18 protein-coding genes and 2 tRNA genes are annotated in these 21327 nt (G+C 41.8%); 15 read left to right on the top strand and 5 right to left on the bottom strand.

Annotated elements, in window-relative coordinates:
• Positions 1 to 26: 26 nt before the first annotated feature.
• Positions 27 to 326, bottom strand: coding sequence for a YerC/YecD family TrpR-related protein (locus T546_RS0101405; RefSeq protein WP_024835327.1), 300 nt, complete (start codon positions 324 to 326; stop codon positions 27 to 29).
• Between the two features lie 83 nt (positions 327 to 409).
• On the bottom strand, positions 410 to 1219 hold the full coding sequence (locus tag T546_RS0101400) for a Cof-type HAD-IIB family hydrolase (protein WP_026890083.1): 810 nt from the start codon (positions 1217 to 1219) through the stop codon (positions 410 to 412).
• Positions 1220 to 1371: 152 nt separating this feature from the next.
• Between T546_RS0101400 and T546_RS26075 the strand changes: the two genes are divergently transcribed.
• The 3 genes from T546_RS26075 (at position 1372) to T546_RS0101385 (ending at position 4410) form a co-directional block, all read left to right on the top strand.
• The gene (locus tag T546_RS26075) at positions 1372 to 1503 is read left to right on the top strand and encodes a hypothetical protein (RefSeq protein ID WP_278246278.1); all 132 of its coding nucleotides are present in this window, start codon (positions 1372 to 1374) and stop codon (positions 1501 to 1503) included.
• Between the two features lie 73 nt (positions 1504 to 1576).
• Entirely contained in the window at positions 1577 to 2584 is a 1008-nt protein-coding gene (locus tag T546_RS0101390; protein ID WP_026890082.1) for an ABC transporter substrate-binding protein, read from the top strand.
• A 143-nt stretch (positions 2585 to 2727) separates the two neighbouring features.
• Positions 2728 to 4410, top strand: a complete 1683-nt coding sequence (locus T546_RS0101385; protein ID WP_026890081.1) for a flavin monoamine oxidase family protein — start codon at positions 2728 to 2730, stop codon at positions 4408 to 4410.
• Positions 4411 to 4515: 105 nt separating this feature from the next.
• Here the strand turns inward: T546_RS0101385 and T546_RS0101380 are convergent, their stop codons facing one another.
• On the bottom strand, positions 4516 to 5751 hold the full coding sequence (locus T546_RS0101380) for an L-lactate MFS transporter (RefSeq protein WP_026890080.1): 1236 nt from the start codon (positions 5749 to 5751) through the stop codon (positions 4516 to 4518).
• A gap of 219 nt (positions 5752 to 5970) precedes the next feature.
• Here T546_RS0101380 and T546_RS0101375 point away from each other — a divergent pair, with 219 nt between their 5' ends.
• The 12 genes from T546_RS0101375 (at position 5971) to T546_RS24455 (ending at position 18608) form a co-directional block, all read left to right on the top strand.
• Complete coding sequence (locus tag T546_RS0101375; protein ID WP_026890079.1) at positions 5971 to 6918, top strand: 2-hydroxyacid dehydrogenase; 948 nt, start codon at positions 5971 to 5973, stop codon at positions 6916 to 6918.
• A gap of 87 nt (positions 6919 to 7005) precedes the next feature.
• A tRNA-Ala gene (locus tag T546_RS0101370) sits at positions 7006 to 7078 on the top strand.
• Between the two features lie 6 nt (positions 7079 to 7084).
• Positions 7085 to 7158: transfer RNA gene (locus T546_RS0101365), tRNA-Val, on the top strand.
• 297 nt (positions 7159 to 7455) lie between these two features.
• Positions 7456 to 8202 carry an OB-fold protein gene (locus T546_RS0101360; protein WP_026890078.1) on the top strand — a complete coding sequence of 249 codons (747 nt, stop codon included), beginning with the start codon at positions 7456 to 7458 and terminating at the stop codon, positions 8200 to 8202.
• Positions 8203 to 8326: 124 nt separating this feature from the next.
• Positions 8327 to 9025 carry a flavodoxin family protein gene (locus T546_RS0101355; protein ID WP_026890077.1) on the top strand — a complete coding sequence of 233 codons (699 nt, stop codon included), beginning with the start codon at positions 8327 to 8329 and terminating at the stop codon, positions 9023 to 9025.
• 95 nt (positions 9026 to 9120) lie between these two features.
• Entirely contained in the window at positions 9121 to 10794 is a 1674-nt protein-coding gene (locus tag T546_RS0101350) for a S8 family peptidase (RefSeq protein ID WP_026890076.1), read from the top strand.
• A gap of 91 nt (positions 10795 to 10885) precedes the next feature.
• The gene (locus T546_RS0101345) at positions 10886 to 12568 is read left to right on the top strand and encodes a S8 family peptidase (protein WP_026890075.1); all 1683 of its coding nucleotides are present in this window, start codon (positions 10886 to 10888) and stop codon (positions 12566 to 12568) included.
• Between the two features lie 20 nt (positions 12569 to 12588).
• Complete coding sequence (locus T546_RS0101340) at positions 12589 to 13077, top strand: DUF6512 family protein (RefSeq protein ID WP_026890074.1); 489 nt, start codon at positions 12589 to 12591, stop codon at positions 13075 to 13077.
• Positions 13078 to 13185: 108 nt separating this feature from the next.
• Complete coding sequence (locus T546_RS0101335) at positions 13186 to 14181, top strand: SPL family radical SAM protein (RefSeq protein ID WP_026890073.1); 996 nt, start codon at positions 13186 to 13188, stop codon at positions 14179 to 14181.
• A 313-nt stretch (positions 14182 to 14494) separates the two neighbouring features.
• Positions 14495 to 16720 carry a methyl-accepting chemotaxis protein gene (locus tag T546_RS22590; RefSeq protein WP_051629527.1) on the top strand — a complete coding sequence of 742 codons (2226 nt, stop codon included), beginning with the start codon at positions 14495 to 14497 and terminating at the stop codon, positions 16718 to 16720.
• Between the two features lie 170 nt (positions 16721 to 16890).
• Positions 16891 to 18147, top strand: a complete 1257-nt coding sequence (locus tag T546_RS0101325; RefSeq protein WP_026890072.1) for an Nramp family divalent metal transporter — start codon at positions 16891 to 16893, stop codon at positions 18145 to 18147.
• Between the two features lie 71 nt (positions 18148 to 18218).
• Positions 18219 to 18608: a DUF6483 family protein gene (locus T546_RS24455; protein WP_051629525.1), complete on the top strand. Its 390-nt coding sequence runs from the start codon at positions 18219 to 18221 to the stop codon at positions 18606 to 18608.
• Between the two features lie 66 nt (positions 18609 to 18674).
• On the opposite strand, the gene T546_RS0101315 is transcribed toward T546_RS24455, so the two are convergent.
• Complete coding sequence (locus T546_RS0101315) at positions 18675 to 18872, bottom strand: DUF1858 domain-containing protein (protein ID WP_024835312.1); 198 nt, start codon at positions 18870 to 18872, stop codon at positions 18675 to 18677.
• Positions 18873 to 21290 carry an endopeptidase La gene (gene lon, locus T546_RS0101310; protein WP_026890071.1) on the bottom strand — a complete coding sequence of 806 codons (2418 nt, stop codon included), beginning with the start codon at positions 21288 to 21290 and terminating at the stop codon, positions 18873 to 18875.
• Between the last annotated feature and the right edge of the window lie 37 nt (positions 21291 to 21327).

The raw sequence follows: 21327 nt of genomic DNA, 5'->3' as shown, positions 1-21327 counted from the left end.
GCGCAATTAGGCCTGTCCCCTGTTTTTTAATCCTGTCTTCTTTCCTCTAAACGTTTAAAGACCATGTCATACCCGTCATTACCGTAGTTCAATGACCGGTTGACACGGCTTATGGTTGCAGTAGAAGCACCTGTCTTTTCTGCAATCTCCAGATAAGTACGGCCCTCTCTCAGCATTTTAGCCACTTCATATCTCTGGGATAAGCTTAACAGCTCATTCACCGTACAGACATCTTCAAAGAAAATATAACATTCTTCTGGTGTCTTTAAGGATAGTATGGCCTCAAACAGATGGTCCACCGCATCTGTCTTAATTTTTTTATTCATAGTATTATTCAATCCCCTTTTTTTAACTTTTACTCTTAGGTACATTTTAACATATTAAAGTTTTAAAATCCACCCCTGGGATGTCAGGATAGCATAAATTTTTCTATCACATGAGCAATTCCATCGTCATTATTTGAGTAAGTCACATAATCAGCTGCTTTCTTTACGGGAAGAACTGCATTGTCCATGGCCACCCCAAGTCCAGCATATTCAATCATGGACAAATCATTATACCCATCTCCGCAGGCAATCATCTCATCCTTACTCATGGAAAGGCGGGATAATAACCTCTCTAAGCTTGCTGCCTTATCGATTCCTTTTGGCAGTATCTCCAGAAAGAATGGTTCAGAACGGTAAACACTGTAATCACGGCCTAAAAATGCCTTTACCTTTGGCTCCACCATCTGGAGAATCTCTCCCTCTTCCAGCATCATAAACTTCACCACCGGAAAGGTGGCATAGTGTTCCATATCCTGTACTTCTTTTACCTTCAGCTTGTTAATGAAGGCCTCCTTTTGAACATATTCATCAGAAGCATTGGGAGTAATGATAACATCATCCTCATAGGTAAGAACATTCACCCCATGGTCTTTGGAAAGTTTTATAATCTTCTCATTTGATTCTACAGGCAGTTCTTTTGCAAAAACTGTTTCACCTGTTTTTACATCAATGATCCGGCCACCATTAAAAGATAAGACATATCCACCTGTCTCATGAAGCTCAAGCTCTCTGGCAAGAGGCATGATGCCATGGGTGGGGCGCCCGGAAGCCAGAACAATAATACCGCCCTGTCGTTTTAATTCAAAAAGTGCCTCTTTGGTCCTGGGTGTAATCTCTTTGTTCCGATTGGTCAGAGTCCCATCCAAATCCAGCACGATCATCCGATAGTCCATTGTATTTCTCCTGCTTTTGTTAATTTACCATAGCAGTATACCACAGTTCGTCTTCTTATTCCATTGCATTTTATAAATTTAATAATTAAGGGAACATAGGCAAAATCGCCTTCATACAATGGTACCAGAACGAAGAAAAAAGGGGGATTCATGTGAATCGGCTTATAGTTTATATCCTGGCAGCTTTCATGGTTGCTGCTGCCTTAACAAGCTGCAGGCACTCCTACAGAAAGCAGATTCGTCCTCTTTTCTCTCAAATTTCCTGTGAGAATATAAACTTATAATTTTTTATAAGACAAGGTACCATTTGAGACCCGCTTAATACTATGTAGTATTAGATTCCCTAAGGAGGATTGTATGAGAAAGGTTCTACACTTTTTTCTGACCGCCATGTTCACCGGAGCTGCCATCGTAAGCCTGGCAGGCTGCGGTTCCAAAGGAAAGTCATCCGATTTAACTCCGGTAACCTTAAATGAAGTCGCCCATTCCATCTTCTATGCACCTCAATACGCAGCCATTGAGCTTGGATATTTTAAAGACGAGGGCATTGATTTGACCCTTGTGAACGGAGCAGGTGCAGATAAGGTCATGACCGCCCTGATTTCTGGAGACGCTGATATTGGATTTATGGGGTCGGAATCCAGCATTTATACTTATGCCAACGGTGCTGATGATTACGCTGTGAACTTCGCCCAGCTGACTCAGCGTGCAGGAAACTTCCTTGTCGGAAGAAGCAGCCAGCCTGATTTTAAATGGGCGGATTTAAAAGGCAAAAAAGTACTTGGAGGAAGAGCTGGGGGAATGCCTCAGATGGTATTTGAGTATATTTTAAAGAAAAACGGCATAGATCCCGCCACGGATCTTTCCATTGACCAGAGCATCCAGTTTGGTCTGACCGCCGCTGCTTTTACAAGCAACGATGCCGATTATACCGTTGAATTCGAACCATTTGCCACTGGCCTTGAAAAGGAAGGAAGTGGCTATGTCGTTGCTTCCCTTGGCGTTGATTCCGGATACGTTCCTTATACCGCCTACAGCGCGAAGAAAAGCTATATAAAGAAGCATCCTGAGACCGTACAGAAGTTTACAAATGCCATTCAAAAGGGTATGGAATTTGTAAATACTCATTCCTCTGATGAAATTGCAAAGGTAATTCAGCCTCAGTTCAAAGAAACCGATGTGAAGACCATTGCTGCCATAGTAGATCGCTACAAAGCACAGGATTCCTGGAAAAAGGATACTGTGTTTGAAAAAGACAGTTTTGAACTTCTGGAAAATATCTTAGAAGAAGCTGGTCAGCTTAAGGCACGGGTTCCCTATGAGGAATTGGTTACCACTGAGTTTTCTGAGAAAGCAGCAAAATAAGCAAAAATAGTTAAGGGGACATTGCTAAAAGCAAATGTCCCCTTGGTGTTCCTTATCGTTAACCTGAAAAGTACTCCTATTTGTGATATTCGGAGAAAAATTCCAATATATTGCAATTATAGCGACATTATGAGGTATAATCTATGGATATTCCATTAAATCAGGTATTGAATCCAACAAATGAACAACGACAGGAAATGATTAAAGATTCTTTGGAAACGGCTGGCCGGCCGGAAGATTACGAATACATTACCCGTTTACTGAGTCCTCCCCCGGATATTACGAATTTCGCTCAGCCAGGAGAATTGAAAGGTGTAAAAATCGGCGTCATAGGAGGAGGCCTTTCCGGTTTATCCGCCGCCTTTGAGCTTCGCAAGCTGGGAGCTGATATTACCATTCTGGATTCCAATGACAGGCGAATCGGGGGAAGGGTTTATACCTACTATTTTGACGAGGAAGGCAGATATTATAATGAATTCGGCGCACAAAGGATACCGGTTACTCATGAAACCACCTGGCACTATCTTAATTTGTTCGGTCTAAATACACGTCCTCTGTCAGTCAGGCGGCGCAATAACTTTATATACGTACATAATACCCGTTTAAGAACCACTGATTCCATTGAACAAATTCTATATCCCTTATACGACTTAACTCCTCAGGAAAGAAACACTCCCTGGGCAGAGCTTACTGACTATGCCTTTTTATATATGATGATGCAGCTGCCGCCTGATATCCGGGCTCAGCTTATACAGATTTTGCCGGAGTATTCCCCGGAATATCTGACGTTTACAAACTATACCGTCCGGCAGACTCTGGAAAACCTGGGATTAAGCCAGGGAGCCATCAGCTTGATCTCAGGAGTTGATCCAGGGACCGGAGCTCTGTTTGATATCAGTTACGCTGAAAACGTCCACGAAGAATATACCCTGGACTACCGAAACACCTATAACATAGCAGGCGGAATGGTAAACCTGCCCTATGCTTTTGTCCAATCCTTCTTTACAGACAATTTACCACAATATGAAAATATTCCCCCCTCACAGCTAGGAACCGTTACATTCCGCCCGGGACAGACAGTTACTGGCATTTATGAGCTGCAAGGCAGCAATCAAATTGTCCTGGCTCACCGAAATGTCAGAGATTTAAGCAAATCTGAAGATGCTTTTGATTACGTGATATGTGCGATTCCTTACTCCACGTTGAGAGAAGTGGATATTAAGCCTCGATTCAGCAATCAAAAAATGCAGGCCATATTTGAATTTAATTATACCAATTCTCAAAAAACTGCCTTTCTATGCAAGGAACGATTTTGGGAACAGGATACCGATTATGGCCGGATGGTGGGTGGGTTTTCCCAGACAGATCTGCCGATTCAATATATCTTCTATCCGGGAGATCACCTTCTATGTCCTCAAGTCTCCTCCTGCTCGCCAAATGAACCGGGAGTATTGACAGCTTCCTATAATTATCATTTAAATGCAACAAGAGTGGGAAATATGGAACCGGCCCTTCGATATGAACTGATCAAAGAAAACGTGGAGGAAGTTCATGGATTGCCAAGAGGATTCTTAGATTCCATTGTAAAAGATCATAAGACAGTGATTTGGGATAATGAACCTTTTATCCGGGGTGCTTTTGCACAGGCACTCCCAGGTCAGAAAGAATTGTTTTCTTATGAGATGTTAAAGCCTGAATTTAATCAAAGGATTTTCTTTGCCGGAGAGCATCTGTCCACAAAACATGGTTGGATGCAGGGGGCGCTGTATACAGGTAAGGATGCAGGGAATCAGCTGGCGAAGGCTTTTCACAGTCAGTTTTATTGATATGTTATCAGAAAAAATATAAACCCCAGAATATCCAGCTATTTGCGAGTTGGATATTCTGGGGTTTCCGTTATGCGTTAAACATAACCACATCGTTTTTTTAGTTTAAGTTGCATTTTTACGTAATGCTCTGTAAACAAACGTCAGCACCAGTCCAAGAACTGAGAATAACATTGCAAACAGAAATGCATTCTGGTAGGAACCGCTGACATTGTAGATGTAGTTTAAAATAATCGGTCCGATCGTACCAGCAACCGCAAAGCCAATAAACATAATACCATAGTTCACACTGTTGTTCTTTGGACCAAACTGATCCGCAGTAAAACCTGGGAACACACCCATAAAAGCGCCAAAACAGATACCGATGAGGCAGATTGCAATATAAAAGGTCACAACGGATCCTTCTCCAGATATATACATGAGAATGAGGGCAATGATAGAGAATATACAAGCCAATCTTAAGGTGTTAATTCGTCCAATCTTATCGGATATGGTACCAGCTAAAACTCTGCCCAGTACATTAAATAAAGCCAGTACAGATACTGCAGCGGTTGCAGCAGCAGCTGACATACCAATCATCTTCTGCGCGATAGGTGATGCCAACGGTATAAACATCAATGCAGCAAAGGCGCCACATGTTAATAATACAATCATAACGTAGAAAATTGGAGTCTTAAGCATACCTTTCCAATCCATGTTAACAGGAGCTTTTGCATTTCCTTTCAGAGCTGGTGGTGTCCAGCCATCGGGTATAAAATCAGCCGGGCATTTTTCAATAAAGAATGCACTGCCGCATACGATCACAGCAAATACCACACCAATAATCTTAAAAGCGGTTGTTGGACCTGTCGCACTCATAATAGCTGCTGCAATTGGTGGAATGATCACCGAGCTGATACCAAAGGTTGCTGTTGTCAGTCCTCCCACAAGACCCCTTTTATCTGGGAAGAATTTAATGGAGGTACTGATGGTTGCGCCGTATACCATTCCAAGACCAAGACCAAGCAGTAATGAGTATGAAAAAATCAGGAACCCTACACTATTTGCAAATCCAGAAAGAAACATTCCGCCGCCAAACATGAGCCCGCCAATTAAAACAACAAGCTTTGGCCCTAAAGTATCATTAATCTTACCTCCGCCAATCATAGTGATAGGACCCACCGCATTGGCAATTACAAATACAATAGACAAATCTCTGGCTGTCAGCTTTACCCCATTTAACTGACTTAAGTACTCCGCCATTGGACCTGCTAATACGCTCCACGCGTACAAGGAACCGATGCATAAATTGATAAAACAACTTGCAACTAAAATAATCCAACGTTTTTTCGTGTAGTTCATTTGATACCCTCCCATATTGTTATTTTTATAACAATATTTATAACATAAATTGCTCCATCTGTAAATGTATACATGCTTGGCATTTTATATTCATGGGTATCGAATTTCCAGGATTTGTCTTTCTCCTCTTTTTTAATTCATTTTCCAGTGGTATAATTTAACAACAAGGGCCTGTTTTTCTTTGGTCCCCAAATTTATCAAATGATCGGAGTAACGCTTATGAATATCGTACTGCTGGAATCACTTGGGATTCCAAACAACCTGTTAATGGAATACGCAAGGCCACTTAAGGAGGCCGGACACAGTTTTACTGCCTATGAAAAGGATACAAATCCTCAGGTTCAGATAGAACGTGCCAAAGATGCTGATGTGATTATGATTGCTAATATGCCTCTCTCCGGAGAAGTAATTTCTTCCTGCAAGCAGCTTAAATTCATCGATGTGGCCTTTACGGGTGTAGATCATGTAGACTTAGATACGGCTGAAAAAATGGGAATCAAGGTCAGCAATGCGGCTGGATATTCCACAGAAGCTGTTGCAGAGCTGTCAGTATGTATGATGCTCTCTCTTCTTAGAAATGTTCCTCAGGTGGAAGCTCGCTGCCGGGAAGGAAAAACAAAAGAAGGACTGGTTGGAAGTGAAATTATGGGGAAAACCGTTGGCATCATTGGCATGGGCGCCATTGGTACAAGAACGGCTGAGCTTCTAAATGTATTTGGCTGCAAAATATTAGGCTTTAAACGCCATCTCACAGGAAAAGAGCCTTCCTTTATTAAATTCGTTTCATTAGATGAGCTGCTCTCCCACTCTGACATCGTCAGCCTTCATTGCCCACTGAATGAAGACTCCCGCCATTTAATCAACAGGGAAACTATTAAGAAAATGAAACAGGGCGCTTATTTAATCAATGCAGCACGTGGTCCAGTGGTAGATTCCCAGGCCCTGGCCGATGCCTTAAATTCCGGTCATCTTGCAGGAGCAGGAATTGATGTATTTGAAACAGAGCCTCCTCTTGATACCAGTCATCCACTGCTTCACAGCAAAAACACCATTGTGACTCCCCATGTAGCATTTGCATCGGCCGAGTCCATGGAAGCAAGGGCAAAGATTGTTTTTGATAATATTGCTAAATGGATGGACGGAAATCAGACTAATATCGTTTTATAGAAAACACATAAAAACTTCATACTTTTTCTCATCTGTTTGGGTAACTAATACTTGTATTTGAAAATGCCAGTGCTATAATGAAGGCAAGGGGATATAGCTCAGATGGGAGAGCGATGCGTTCGCAACGCATAGGTCACGAGTTCGAATCTCGCTATCTCCACAACATGGAAGTATAGCTCAGCTGGGATGAGCGTTCGCCTCACACGCGAAAGGCCATGGGTTCGAGCCCCGTTACTTCCATATCATAAACAGCCAAGACACCGGAATTCCAATGAAAAAGGAATTCCGGTGTTTTTGTTCTGCTTAGTAAATCCTTAAAGAAATTATTGTATTTAAAATCTAAAATGTAGTGAATTTTTATGAATTTATACGATTTACCCTCTATTTCTTGTACTTACTGATTTTTCATGGTATTATAAGGGGCACAGTTGGAAAAATTAGGTAATGTAACCAGATTTGTAACAGATACAGTCTGTTTTACTTTAATTAAATTAGCTAAAGGCTTTTTTAATAAATACAAGAAAAGAGGAAACGAGTATGGATACCCAAAACACAAACAACCAAATTACGCCCCCAGGGGCACCAGAAAAAACGCCATTTTATCAGACAACATGGTTTATTCTGCTAACAACATTTTGTTTATGCCTCCCAGTAGGTCTGTTTTTAATGTGGAAATATAAAAAGTTCCATGTAGGCGTACGCATTGCACTTACAGCATTCTTCTCATTATATACAATTGTATGGATTGTTGCGGCTGTCCTTCTTGCGGTACAAGCACCAACAAGCAAGGCATCCAGCTCCGCCTATTCAAAGTATAATATGGAAACAACTGCAGAAATACCATTTGAATCAGAGAAGGAAACAACTCCAGAAACTTTTGAGTATAAGGCTGAAGAAACTACCCGTGCAGTCTTAGAGGAGACAACAACCGCGGCTGCAACGTCCGAACCTACGTCTTCTACAGGTACTGTTTACGATGTTTCAGCCAATGATATGATTGATGACTATTCGACAGATAGTGATAAAGCGGACTTGCTTTACAAGGGGAAAACTTTGCGCATGACAGCGACCGTCTATAACTTGGAGAATGACCGCTCAGACATAGCCGTTATTAATTTTAGCCGTACTGACAGGTTTAGTGCTTATTTTGTAAGATGTGAATTTACTGACCCTGCGGAAATCGCAAAAGTAAAAAACTTACAAAAAGACGATACCGTTACTGTTGTAGGTGTCAGCGACGGATACTTTGTTGATCCTATCTTAATCGATTGTAAAATTCAATAAATTTAAATCATCAGCAGCCACTGTTCATGGATTATAGGAACAGTGGCTGCTTTTTTTACATCTTTGCAAATTTAAAACACAATGTGGTATACTGCTAATAAACCATTAAGTAAGGAGGACTCCCATGAAAATAACAGTCATTACCGGAACGGAGCAAAAAGGCTGCACCTACCGGATCAAGGAAACATTCTTAGATGCTTTGGGACCAGGCCATGATATTACAGAATTTTATCTGCCCAGGGATCTTCCTCACTTCTGCTCCGGCTGTAAAGTCTGCTTTTTTAAGAATGAAGATCTCTGTCCTCATGCAGATTACGTTGTTCCCATCTGGGATTCCATGCTGGAATCGGACCTGCTCGTCTTCGCTTCCCCGGTTTATGCACTAAGAACAACAGGCCAGATAAAAGCTCTGCTGGATCATTTATGTGTCCATTGGATGGTGCACAGACCAGATGAGAGAATGTTCCATAAAAGAGCTGCTATTCTTACCAATGCAGTAGGTCCCATTCAAAAGGGTGCACAAAGTGACATTAAAACCAGTCTTACGTGGCTTGGTGTTTCTCAGATTCGGACCCTGGGCATCGGACTGATGGAAGGTGTTATCTTTAACCAGCTGTCTGAGAAACGGCAAAGGGTAATTTTAAGAAAAACAGTAAAATTTGCTGAAATCTTAAAGAACCAGGCACCCCCAAGGCAGGGGTTAAAAGTCAAGATCCTCTTTGCTATCTGTAGGAGGATGCATCAGCAGGCAGCGAGAAAAGAAACTGTTTTATCAGCGGATAACGAACACTGGGTGAAGAAAGGCTGGATAAAAACTCCCTAAAATTACGTGGATATACCATAGCGGTTGCTCATATTAAATTCCTGTCTGCATAATATAGAACAAATGCTTCTATCGAATCAGGCTGGGGGGCAAATTTGGAAAAAATTATAGATAATAACTACTATGACCTTATTATCAATAACGTCTCGATTCCCGTGTATGATTCGGGAGATAATATTACGCTGCTTAATTTCAGGCATTCCCTGCTCAATATTCCTGTTGCGGAATTTGACCCCTGCATTATTGGCTCATTTCCTTACCACAACTTTCCTACTTTATATACTCCCACCTCTACCATCAGCATTGAAAAGTCAGGGATTGGAACGGTACAACGCAATCCTTTTCTTAATCTTTTTGGAAGAGGCGTAATCATCGGTATCATTGATACAGGAATCGATTATACCCATCCTGCTTTTATGTATAATGATAACACTAGCAGGATACTCTCTATCTGGGATCAGACGATTCAGGATGGTCCTCCTCCTCAGGACTTCACTTTTGGAACGGAGTACAACCGAGAGATCATTAACCTGGCCTTAAGAGCAGAAAATCCCCTCTCCATTGTCCCCACTACAGACACCAACGGCCATGGAACTTGCATTGCAAGCATCATTGCAGGAAGGCCAGACGAGGAAAATGCATTTTCAGGAGTCGTACCAGAATCAGAGATTGTTGTGGTTAAATTAAAGGAAGCAAAATCAGTGACCAAAAGAATCATGTTCGTTCCGGAAGATAAGCTATGTTATCAGGAATCTGACATCATGCTGGCACTAAGATACTTAGAAAGCTACGCTTCCGCTGCCAGCAGGCCCATCGTCATCTGTATTGCTCTGGGCAGCAGCATGGGCTCACACGATGGCAGCAGTGCTTTAAGCAATTATGTGAATTATCTGGCCAGGACACCTGGAATCGGCATATCCGTTTCTGCCGGTAATGAAGGAAGCAGCCGCAGACATTATTTTAACAGCACGACAAACGCTCCCTTTTATAATGATTTTGAATTAAGAGTCGGAGAGAATGACAAGCTTTTTGCCATGGAAATCTGGCCCTATGCATTAGGCAGGCTTTCCGTTGATATCTCTTCTCCAAACAGGGAATCTACTCAGCAGGTCTACCCTGCTATCAGTGACTGCAGAATGTTCAATTTTATTTTTACTCCAAGTAAACTATGGATTAATAACTTTCTATTTGAAGAAGAAACCGGTGATCAGCTGATACTAGTACGCTTTCAGGATGCTCTGTCCGGGGTATGGAGAATCCGCATTCAAAGCCTGGATAATTCTCCCCTTTCCTTTCATGTATGGCTGCCATCAGAAGACTTAATCTCCAATGACACCTTTTTCCTTAATCCTAATCCAGACACTACCATCACCTCTCCAGGGAATGGCATAAGCCAATTGACTGTTACAGCATACAATCAATTTGATGATAGCATACTGTTGGAATCAAGCAGAGGGTATACCAGAAACGGTCTTGTAGCTCCGGATATCGCTTCTCCCGGCTATCAGATTCCCTGTGCAATGCCTGGCAATCAATACGGTACCCTGACCGGAACCGGTGCTGCGGCTGCCCATGCTGCTGGTGCCATGGCTATGCTCATGGAATGGGGAATTACAAGAGGAAATTATTCAGTAATGAGCGGCTACGATGCTAACCGACTTATCATAAGAGGAGCCAGACGGGATGCATCTCTGATTTATCCTAATAACATATGGGGCTATGGAAAACTTGATGTTAACAGCTTATTTGAACAGCTTACAAATATCTGATATATCTGCACCTGTGCTGATCGCTCATAAAGGGCATTCCCACGCATAATATATAATATACGCTTCATCAAGATAGACTGGAGGCTGGATTTTGAGTAAAATTTTAGACAATAATTACTACGATCTTATCATAAGTAATATATCTGTTCCAGCCTATGATACGGGTGATAATATTACTTATCTCACCGAGCGCAGTTCTTTAGTCCATATCTTAAGAAGTGAAATGGATCCCTGCCTTCTGGGCAGCCAGCCATATAATGCCTTTCCTGCACTCTATACTCTTGAATCCACTATCAGCATTGAAAAGTCTGGAATTGGAACGGTACAACGCAATCCTTTTCTAAGTCTGTTCGGACGTGGCATTATGATAGGAGTCATTGATACTGGGATAGACTACCGGCATGAGGCATTCCGAAATAATGATGGTACTACCCGCATCCAGGCCATCTGGGATCAGACCGTGCAGAGCGGAACAATACCTGAGGGCTTTACCTTTGGAAGTGAATACACTCGGGATACCATTAACGAAGCATTGCGTTCAGAAGATCCCCTATCCATTGTTCCTACCGTGGATACCAATGGCCATGGCACTGCCATTACAAGCATCATTGCAGGAAAACCTAATGCGGATGAGTCATTTTCCGGTATTGTTACTGAGGCTGATATTGTAGTTGTTAAGTTAAAAGAGGCAAAAAATAATTTGAAAGAATTATTTTTTGTCAATCCCAATGCTTATTGCTTTCAGGAATCAGATCTAATACTGGGATCCAGGTATCTTCTATTAATGTCACAAAAAATCGGCCGTCCCATCGTAATCTGCGTAGCTTTAGGCAGCAACCAGGGCGGGCATGACGGCCATGGTGTCTTTAGCAGCTACTTGACCTACCTTGTGCAGCTTCCTGGAATTGGTGTATCTGTGTCTGCAGGCAATGAAGGAAATAAAAGAAGGCATTATTTTAACAGTACCACTACAGCCCCTTATTATCATGATTTTGAATTGAGGATCGGAGAAAATGAACCCCAATTCTGGATGGAAATATGGCCTTATGCACCGGAAAGAGTTTCCATTGATATATCTACTCCCAATCGGGAATCCACTCAAAGAATCTTTCCTACCATCAATGATTGCAGAGAGTTTAATTTCATTTTTACGCAGAGTGTTGTATGGGTCAATAATATTGTATTAGAAGAAGAGACCGGCGATCAGTTGATACTGATTCGCTTTCGAAATCCAGCATCCGGTATTTGGTATTTTCGTATCCAGAGTGTTGGCAATGTACCTTTTTCCTTTCATTGCTGGCTCCCAAGCGGGGATTTGATTTCCAATGATACCTTTTTCTTAAATCCAAATCCAGATACAACCATTACTTCTCCCGGAAATGGTACGAATCAGCTGACTGTTACTGCCTACAATCAGCTGACTGACAGTATATTGGGAGAATCCAGCAGAGGCTATGCAAGAAATGGCCTTGTAAAGCCTGATATCGCAGCACCAGGCTTTGAACTCCCTTGTGCTCTGCCAGGACCAGGCGGCAATCTTTATGGAACCATTACCGGAACAGGAGCCGCCAGTGCTCATGCAGCTGGTATTATAGCTATGGTCATGGAATGGGCGGTACCAAGAGGAAATTATCCGTCTATGACAGGTAATGATATCAATCGCCTTATTATTCGCGGTGCCAGGCGGAGCACGACAGAAATATATCCCAATAATGTATGGGGATATGGTCAGATTGATATTAATAACTTGTTCCAGAGTCTTACAAACATTTAACAAAAAAGGAGGAAAGGCATATTAAAAAATACGTTGTAATAATCGGAATTATATTCGTATGGGTAATAGGAACCCTGTTTCACTTCGCCTATGAGTGGTCAGGGGAAAATCCGGTGGTAGGACTCCTCTCTCCTGTCAATGAATCCGTTTGGGAACATATGAAGCTGATCTTCTTTCCCATGGTGATATTTGGCCTTCTAAAAAGAGATGGGGAAACCAACTCCTGCCAGACATCTGGCTATTATGCAGGCATGTTAACAGGCACCTTCCTGATACCAGTGGTTTTTTATATCTACACTGCGATTCTTGGAAAAAGCAGCCTTATTTTGGATATATTACTGTTCTACTTCTCTGTTTTTATTGCTTTTGCAATCAGCCGGTATTTTTCAAAGAACTGTCTTCTTCAAAAATATAATAAATGGTTATTCGCTGCTGTTTTATTGTTAATGGCTCTGTTTTTTGTTTTCACCTATGCTCCGCCTTCGCTTCCCATTTTCATGACCCCATAAAACCGTTTTGTGATGTTGTCCATATTTCACTGTAATTTTTGTGCAACATTTCATGGAAGCTTCCTATTTTTCCACACATACTAATTTTAGAAAAATAGGAGGTATGCCATGTTTCCGGATAAGATCTATTACGAGCCTGACTCTTTAAATTATGAGCTAGGCCAGACGTTAAAAGAAAAATACAGTGATGTCCCCTGGGTTCCCATCGAGAGTCATAATAAAATAGACGAACTTAGGACAAGACCCAATAAAGATTTCCCAGCCCTAAAACGGATTATAGTCATTGGCGTCCGAAAGACCCATAACTACGTTCCCAATCATAAAGTCTCAGATTTTCTTGTTCCTTACACCTCTTCCGGCTGTACTGCCATGTGCCACTACTGCTATCTGGTCTGCAATTACAATAAATGTGCTTATCTTCGCCTGTTCGTGAACCGGGACCAGATGCTTAAGAAACTTATGGATCACGGCATCCGCTATCAAAAAGATTTTACCTACGAAATCGGCAGCAACAGTGATCTAGTCCTTGAAAACACCATAACCGGCAATCTATCCTGGACGATTGAAAATTTCAGCAAGAGCCAATACGGCTTTCTCACCTTTCCTACAAAGTTTAATCAGGTGGAACCTCTTTTGGGATTAAACCACAGAGGTCGTGTCATCATGCGAATGAGTGTAAATCCTCAATCCATTATCAGCCGTTTTGAACCTGGCACCTCCAGCCTTACTGCAAGAATCACAGCCCTAAACCGCATGTGCGACGCCGGCTATCAGGTAGGATTGTTAATAGCGCCTGTTATCTTGACCGAAAACTGGAAAACCTTGTACGGGGAATTAATAGACACTCTATCCCAGCTCTTATCGGATAAGGTGAAAAAACAGGCACTCATAGAAATTATTTTTATGACCTACAGCTACGTTCACAATGCGATTAATACAGAAGCCTTCCCCGATTCCGATCAGCTTTATTCCAAAGAGATGATGACTGGCCGGGGCAGAGGAAAATACTGTTATCGTAACGATTTAAGAGCGGATGGAGAGATTTTCATGAGGCAGCAGATTGAAGAAAAATTAAAAGAAATGACAATCTTATATGTAGTTTAATCTTATGAGAATGCCCGGAAATTATCCGGGTATTCTTGTTATTTGCGAATAATTAGTGATAAAAAACCGTTACAATTTGTAGATTACTATTATGTATGCATAATTATAGTAACTTTTTTTCATTTTTCCTATTATTATATTGTCGATTCATGTCGAATATATTGATGTTGAACAGACTTTATCTGAATAAAAATAAGAAAGGAGGTTATTCTCTTATATTTACACAAAATCTTTACTGCAACCCGTGCAGTATATTTTTTGTCCAGTGATTGGTAAATTTTTCCAATTAATTGATTAAGGGAGCATAACACTTATGAAAAACAAAAAAAAATTGAAATTCAACGATTTTAAGCTTGCAACAAAAATGTCTATTATAACGGGCGTAATTCTTACAGTGAGTTTGAGTCTGCTGATTGCGATTTCTGCAATGCAGACAAGTATCTCATTGTCAAAAGCAATCAACGGGGAATTTAGCGGGATTGCCGCTAAAAACGGACTTATGGTGCTGTCCATGGTCAGCGGCGCTGCTGGTACCGCAAAAGAATTACAGGAGTACTTAAACAATGTATACAGCGGGAACAGAAACGCTGCCGGAGTATTTAACGGGGAAAGTATTCAAAGCCATGTTTATAATGCACAGCTGACAGAATCCAATTATGCAATAGAGACCTATGTGATGAACTCCGCATGGGCGGCCCTTAACAATAGTGCTGATCTTTACGGTATCGGTGCCTTTTTTGAGCCTGGTCAGTTTGACTCTTCGGTCAAAGACTACTCTGTATACATAGACAGAAATGACGCAAAGAATAAAACAGCACAGTCTCTTGGCGCATACAGTGAGTATTCAAAGAATGATTATTACAAAATTGCCAAGGAGACAAAAGCTCCCTATATCACTGACCCATTTGATTACAAAGGAACCATGATGAGTACAGTTGCTTATCCCATCATGAAAGGGGATAATGTAATCGGAGTTGTTCTTGCAGATATCAGCCTTGCTAACTTCTCAAAAATCAAGACAACAGATGCGAAATATCCTACCATGTATGTAGATATTTACACAGAGGGCAATATCATCTCTTTTGACAGTAAATCAAATGACAATATTGGTAAGAAGCTGGAAGATATGCTGCCCGCTTCCCAGTACAATAAAATTACAGAGGCCCAGAAGTCAAAGCAAGAGTTCCATGTTGATACAAGAAGAGACGACGGCACCTTTGAATCCAGACATTACTACCCCATTACCTGTGAGTCACAGACCTGGTGGGCCTCAAGCACTCTGGAAAGGAATGATTTAAATAAAGATGTCTACTTAATCGTTGCAATCATGATTGTATTGGCTGCTATTGCCACAGCTATTATTATTACTGTAATTACGATTGTAATGAAGCGAACTCTCCGTCCGATTGATGGAGTCGTATCCGCAGCTTCTGATATTGCTGCCGGTAATCTTGATATCCACCTGGATATTAAATCCCAGGATGAGATTGGAGTCCTCTCTAAGAACTTCCTTTCTATGGCAGATAACTTAAAGCTGATTATCCAGGATATCAATTACGTGCTGGGTGAAATGAGCAATGGTAATTTCAGAGTGACAACCTCAAAAGAGGAACAATACGTTGGTTCTTACAAAAACATTTTAGAAGCAATGCACAACATACGTTTAACCTTAAGCAATGCACTGTTAGAGATTGACCATGCATCCGAGCAGGTTTCCACCGGTGCTTCTCAGGTATCTGATGCTGCTCAGGCCTTAAGCCAGGGTGCAACAGAGCAGGCCTCTAGCATTGAAGAGTTATCTGCTACCATTACAGATATCTCCAATCGAATTAAGGAAAATGCTGCCAACGCCTCTGAGGCCAATACACTGTCTCAGGAAGCCAGTGAAGGCGTATTAAGCGGTAATCAAAAGATGGCTGATATGATTGCAGCTATGAATGACATTGCCAGCACCTCCAATGAAATCGGTAAAATTATAAGGACCATTGATGATATCGCATTCCAGACCAATATTCTGGCACTTAACGCTGCTGTGGAAGCTGCAAGAGCCGGTTCTGCGGGCAAGGGATTTGCAGTGGTTGCAGATGAAGTCCGTAACTTAGCCGGAAAATCTGCGGAAGCAGCAAAGAATACGACGCTCCTCATTGAAAATGCAATTGCAGCCATTGGAAATGGTACTAAGATTGCAGGAGAAACTGCGGAAGCTCTTCGTCTTGTTGTTGAGAAGTCAAATGTCTCCGCTGTCCGTATTTCTGAAATTGCAGAGGCCTCCACGGCACAGGCTGAGGCTGTTATGCAGGTCACAACCGGTATTGATCAGATTTCAGCTGTGGTACAGACTACTTCAGCAACATCAGAAGAAAGCGCTGCTACCTCTGAGGAATTGTCTGCTCAGGCAGTTACCTTAAAATCTCTGGTAGGAAAATTCAAACTGATGGACTCTCACTCCAATGGCTACATGGAAGCACCAAATGAAACCATTTTGCCAGAGGAATCTTTAGAAGAAGAACATCAGAATCATTCCTTTGGAAAATATTAATCCATTTGTTTTAGAAAGAACAGGCGTCTTCGATATCAGAAATGATATGGAGGACGCCTGTTCTTTCCAGTTATACAATCAAATACATGTGGAGTTTTCATTTTTACCATAAATAAATCGGATTGACAATAAAACAGGCCGGTATTAAAGTATCATTGGAGGTAACAAATATGAATCTAAAAAATATTTTGAATACAAAAGAACATCACCCCACCTTTGGCTTAAAAGAGTTATTAGGATATATTGGACCCGGACTCCTTGTGACCGTTGGATTTATTGATCCTGGTAATTGGGCCTCTAACATTGCAGCAGGATCTGAATATGGATATAAGCTTCTGTGGATGGTAACTCTATCAACCATTATGCTGATATTGCTGCAACATAATGTAGCCCATCTTGGTATCGTAACCGGTGATTGTCTTTCGGAAGCAGCCAACAAACATCTAAAACCCTGGCTGTCTAAAACCATTCTTTCTACCGGTCTTTTAGCGGCGGTATCCACCGCTATGGCAGAGATTCTGGGAGGTGCCATCGCACTGAACCTGTTATTTAAGATGCCGCTTAAATTTGGTTCTGTTCTTATATTGATTGTAATTATATTTTTTCTATTTACAAATTCGTATAAAAAATTAGAAAAGGTCATCATGGGCTTTGTATCCATCATCGGCATATCCTTCTTATACGAGCTTAGCGTCGTTCATGTGAGCTGGCGGGAAGCTTTCGTCGGCTGGACCACCGTTTCGTTTCCTGCCGGCTCCCTGCCAATTATTATGTCTGTTTTAGGGGCTGTTGTCATGCCCCATAACTTATTTCTTCATTCGGAGATCATACAAAGCAGGCAGTGGAATTTAGAAGATGAGGCGGTCATTGATAAACAGTTAAAGTATGAATTTCTTGACACATTATTCTCCATGATCATAGGCTGGGCCATCAACAGTGCCATGATAATCCTCGCAGCCACCACCTTCTTTACTCAGGCGGTAAAGGTAGAGGAATTAGGTCAGGCACAACAGATGCTGACTCCGCTGGTTGGTCCCTTTGCAGCCATTATCTTTGGCGTCGCACTGCTTTTTGCCGGAATCTCCTCTACGATGACGGCAGGGATGGCAGCAGGAACCATTTTTGCCGGAATGTTTGGAGAGCCATATGATATTAAGGACAGACATACGAAAATCGGTGTTGTTGGAATTCTTGTCATTGCAACCTTACTTATATTCTTTATTACAGATCCCTTCAAGGGTCTGGTTTATAGTCAGATGCTGCTTAGCGTGCAGCTTCCTATTACCGTATTTTTACAGATATACTTAACATCATCCAAAAAAGTCATGGGGAAATACAAAAACAGCCTGTTAAATAATATCGTTCTCTGGTCTATTGCAATCATACTTACCGTATTGAACATAATGCTTTTCGCCAGTTACTTGTGATTCTTTACTTTTTTGACTACTTATGATAAAGTAAATCATATCTGAAACTTACGAAGAATAAGGAGAAACCAATGCTCACAGATGATTACGCAACAAGGATGACCAATAGTGTGGTCGGTACGCTATTAAAGCTGATATTTCATATAGAATTAGGGAAAAACGAAGATACTGCATGGCAGGACGAGGCATACTTCGAGATATATCACCAGCTGACAAAGATGATTGATGAGGGTCAGATCAATGAGGCGGAAAACCGTCTGTTTGATTTGTTAGACTCAAGCAATACAGAGATTTTCAAGATGTCTCTTATGTTCTATTATTACATGAACGATAAGGACGGCGACTTCCTGGAAAAGAACAATTACACAAAAACAGAGATTACCGATGGTCTAAGGCATGTTTCTACCCTTTACGGCTATGAAAGCATGGCAACAGCCCTTCTTGGACAGGCATCGGAATAAATAATAAACTGCACGGATACAAAGATTATTTCTTTGCACCCATGCAGTTTTTTCATTTTCTATGTCTTACTTTGACATATGGCTATTCAGTTTTTCCACCAGCGCATCCACCGGAACTCCATGTACCATACAAGCCTCTTCCAGGCTTTCCATGGTTGAGGACGGGCATCCTAAGCAATGCATTCCCATTTCAAAAAAGAAGGGTGCTGTTGTCTGGTCCTCTCTTAAGATTTCACCAATTAATGTTTCTTTCGTCACTGTCATTTAAATTACCTCTCTTCTTAAATTAGTTTTACCAGAATCAAATGCCTCTAACAAACGTCCGCTTCCTTCCTTTTGCATAAGTACCTGCTCCAGTCTTGGAAGGGAAATACCAAGTGTCTCCTTCAGCACATCCTCTACAGTTTCTACTGCAATGACGGTCAGATCTTTCTTGACCTCATCAGGCACATCCTTTAAATCCACCAGGTTATCTTTTGGAATCAGAACCTTTTTTATACCTGCCCGCTGTGCACCTAAAAGCTTTTCTTTTAATCCGCCGATAGGAAGTACGGCACCACGCAAGGTAATTTCTCCTGTCATCGCCAGCTTTGAATCCACCTTATGGCCTGTGACCAGAGATGCCAACGCTGTAAATAGTGCGATTCCTGCGGAAGGTCCGTCTTTTGGTACTGCTCCAGACGGCACGTGGATATGAAGATCCTTTTCCTTAAAATTAAAGGTGTTCATAGGAAGTCTTGATTTTAACAGACTCAGGGAGATTCTGGCAGATTCTTTCATGACATCACCAAGCTTTCCGGTTAAGATCACATTGCCATTCCCTGGCATATCTGTTGCTTCAATAAAGAGAATCTCTCCTCCCACCGGTGTCCAGGCAAGACCTGTGACCACTCCCGGAGGATTATCATTCTGGGCCTTTTCATGGCGGGAAACCTTTCTTCCAAGAAGCTCTTCTAAATCCTCTTCCACAATGGTAAATGGTCCGTCGCTCTTCTTTGAAACAATTCTCTCGCCAGCAATCCTTGCCAGAGAGGCAAGCTGCTTTTTAAGACCTCTGACTCCGGCCTCTAAGGTATAATCACTGATGATTCTTTTTAAGACAGAATCCTCTAATACAAGCTGATCCCTTTCAATTCCATGATCTTCCAGCACTGCCGGAAGAAGATGATCTTTCCCGATATGGAATTTCTCCTCAACGGTGTAGCTGGAAATCGGAATCACTTCCATACGGTCTAAAAGAGGAGCTGGTATGCTCTCTAAGGAATTGGCTGTTGCAATAAAGAACACATCTGACAAATCATAGGGAAGGTCCATGTAGTGATCGGTAAAGGTGGAGTTCTGCTCTGGATCAAGTACCTCTAAAAGAGCACTGGAAGGATCTCCGTGGAATCCGCCGGACATCAGCTTATCCACTTCGTCCAGCACCATGACCGGATTGGTATGCCCTGCCTTTTTGATACTCTGTATGATTCTTCCTGGCATGGCACCCACGTAGGTTCTCCTGTGGCCCCGTATTTCGGACTCATCCCGGACACCGCCAAGGCTTAACCGGATATATTCTCTTCCAAGTGCTTCTGCGATGCTCTTTCCAAGACTTGTCTTTCCGGTTCCAGGAGGGCCGACCAGCAAGAGGATGGAACCCTTTTTCTTTTTATTCAGCTGCATAACAGCCAGATGCTGTATGATTCTGTCCTTGACCTTCTGAAGGCCATAATGCTGCTGATCTAAGATACGTCTGGCTTCCTCAAGGTCAACTGCCTTTGCCTCTTCCTTCTTCCAGGGAAGGGCTAACAAAAGCTCCAGATAGTTTTTAATTACATTGTAATCCATCTTATTGGGTCCCTGGTCATCCAGCTTATTATATTCCTCAAGAGCTGCTTCCTTTATCTCTGGGGGCATTCCTGCCTCCTCGATCCGGCTTAAGTAATCTGGTTCCTTTTTGTCCCCTGGTTCTTTTCCTTCGTTTAACTCCTCCTGAATTGCCTTAAGCTGCTCTCTTAAGACGGTTTCACGATAGTAACGATTGGTACGCTCGGAGAACTTTTCTGATATCTCCATCTGGAACTGAATCATCTCTTTATTCTTTAACAAATGATCCAGGAAACGAAGACCTCTTTCTTTTTCTGACTGCATTTCCAATAGCTCATACCGTTCAATGGCTGGAATCTGAAGGAACTGGGATAAGTATACGATCAGGGAGTTTAAATCGTCAAAGCCTTCAACGATTTTCTGATACTGCTCTCCTCCTGTGAACCTGGAGCTGATCTCACCGCTGACCTTCTTAATGTAACCGACCATTTCCTTTTTGTTTTTCTCATCAAGATCTTTATGATCCGGGGAAATCTCATAGGACGCAAGCATGATATCGTCTTCTTCATGCAATTCTTTAATCTCTACCCGATCCAGTAATTTAACGGAAAGCCGTACCCCTTTTTCACTTCGTTCCAGGCTGATCACTTCAAAGGTGACACCGGTACGGTAAAAGTCCTCTTCTACCTTCTTGGTCTTACCAAAGTTCTGCTTTAAGGGCAATGCTATTTTAACCGCCTCTTCGTTCTCCAGATACTCTGCCAGTCCATCATCCAAAAGTTCCATATGAATCGAAGTTACGACATTAGGCAATAAAACTTTATATGAGACTGGAAAAACAATTCCTAATTGATTATTTAAGTAATTTTTCATAGTTTTATCCTTTCTGTGCGTAGTCTAAAGTGAATGT

Origin of the sequence: [Clostridium] aerotolerans DSM 5434 (assembly GCF_000687555.1) — a bacterium.
Lineage (GTDB): Bacteria > Bacillota > Clostridia > Lachnospirales > Lachnospiraceae > Lacrimispora > Lacrimispora aerotolerans.
Note: the sequence above shows the minus strand (reverse complement) of the source record. Positions and strands in the feature narration are given on the sequence as shown.

What these genes read in the sequence shown, in the direction of transcription:
- T546_RS0101315 (WP_024835312.1), bottom strand. Translation starts at nt 18,872, where the DNA reads ATGACAGTGACGAAAGAAACATTAATTGGTGAAATCTTAAGAGAGGAC.
- T546_RS0101360 (WP_026890078.1), top strand. Translation starts at nt 7,456, where the DNA reads ATGGATACCCAAAACACAAACAACCAAATTACGCCCCCAGGGGCACCA.
- T546_RS0101355 (WP_026890077.1), top strand. Translation starts at nt 8,327, where the DNA reads ATGAAAATAACAGTCATTACCGGAACGGAGCAAAAAGGCTGCACCTAC.
- lon (WP_026890071.1), bottom strand. Translation starts at nt 21,290, where the DNA reads ATGAAAAATTACTTAAATAATCAATTAGGAATTGTTTTTCCAGTCTCA.
- T546_RS0101390 (WP_026890082.1), top strand. Translation starts at nt 1,577, where the DNA reads ATGAGAAAGGTTCTACACTTTTTTCTGACCGCCATGTTCACCGGAGCT.
- T546_RS0101375 (WP_026890079.1), top strand. Translation starts at nt 5,971, where the DNA reads ATGAATATCGTACTGCTGGAATCACTTGGGATTCCAAACAACCTGTTA.
- T546_RS22590 (WP_051629527.1), top strand. Translation starts at nt 14,495, where the DNA reads ATGAAAAACAAAAAAAAATTGAAATTCAACGATTTTAAGCTTGCAACA.
- T546_RS0101405 (WP_024835327.1), bottom strand. Translation starts at nt 326, where the DNA reads ATGAATAAAAAAATTAAGACAGATGCGGTGGACCATCTGTTTGAGGCC.
- T546_RS0101380 (WP_026890080.1), bottom strand. Translation starts at nt 5,751, where the DNA reads ATGAACTACACGAAAAAACGTTGGATTATTTTAGTTGCAAGTTGTTTT.
- T546_RS0101335 (WP_026890073.1), top strand. Translation starts at nt 13,186, where the DNA reads ATGTTTCCGGATAAGATCTATTACGAGCCTGACTCTTTAAATTATGAG.
- T546_RS0101325 (WP_026890072.1), top strand. Translation starts at nt 16,891, where the DNA reads ATGAATCTAAAAAATATTTTGAATACAAAAGAACATCACCCCACCTTT.
- T546_RS24455 (WP_051629525.1), top strand. Translation starts at nt 18,219, where the DNA reads ATGCTCACAGATGATTACGCAACAAGGATGACCAATAGTGTGGTCGGT.
- T546_RS0101400 (WP_026890083.1), bottom strand. Translation starts at nt 1,219, where the DNA reads ATGGACTATCGGATGATCGTGCTGGATTTGGATGGGACTCTGACCAAT.
- T546_RS0101385 (WP_026890081.1), top strand. Translation starts at nt 2,728, where the DNA reads ATGGATATTCCATTAAATCAGGTATTGAATCCAACAAATGAACAACGA.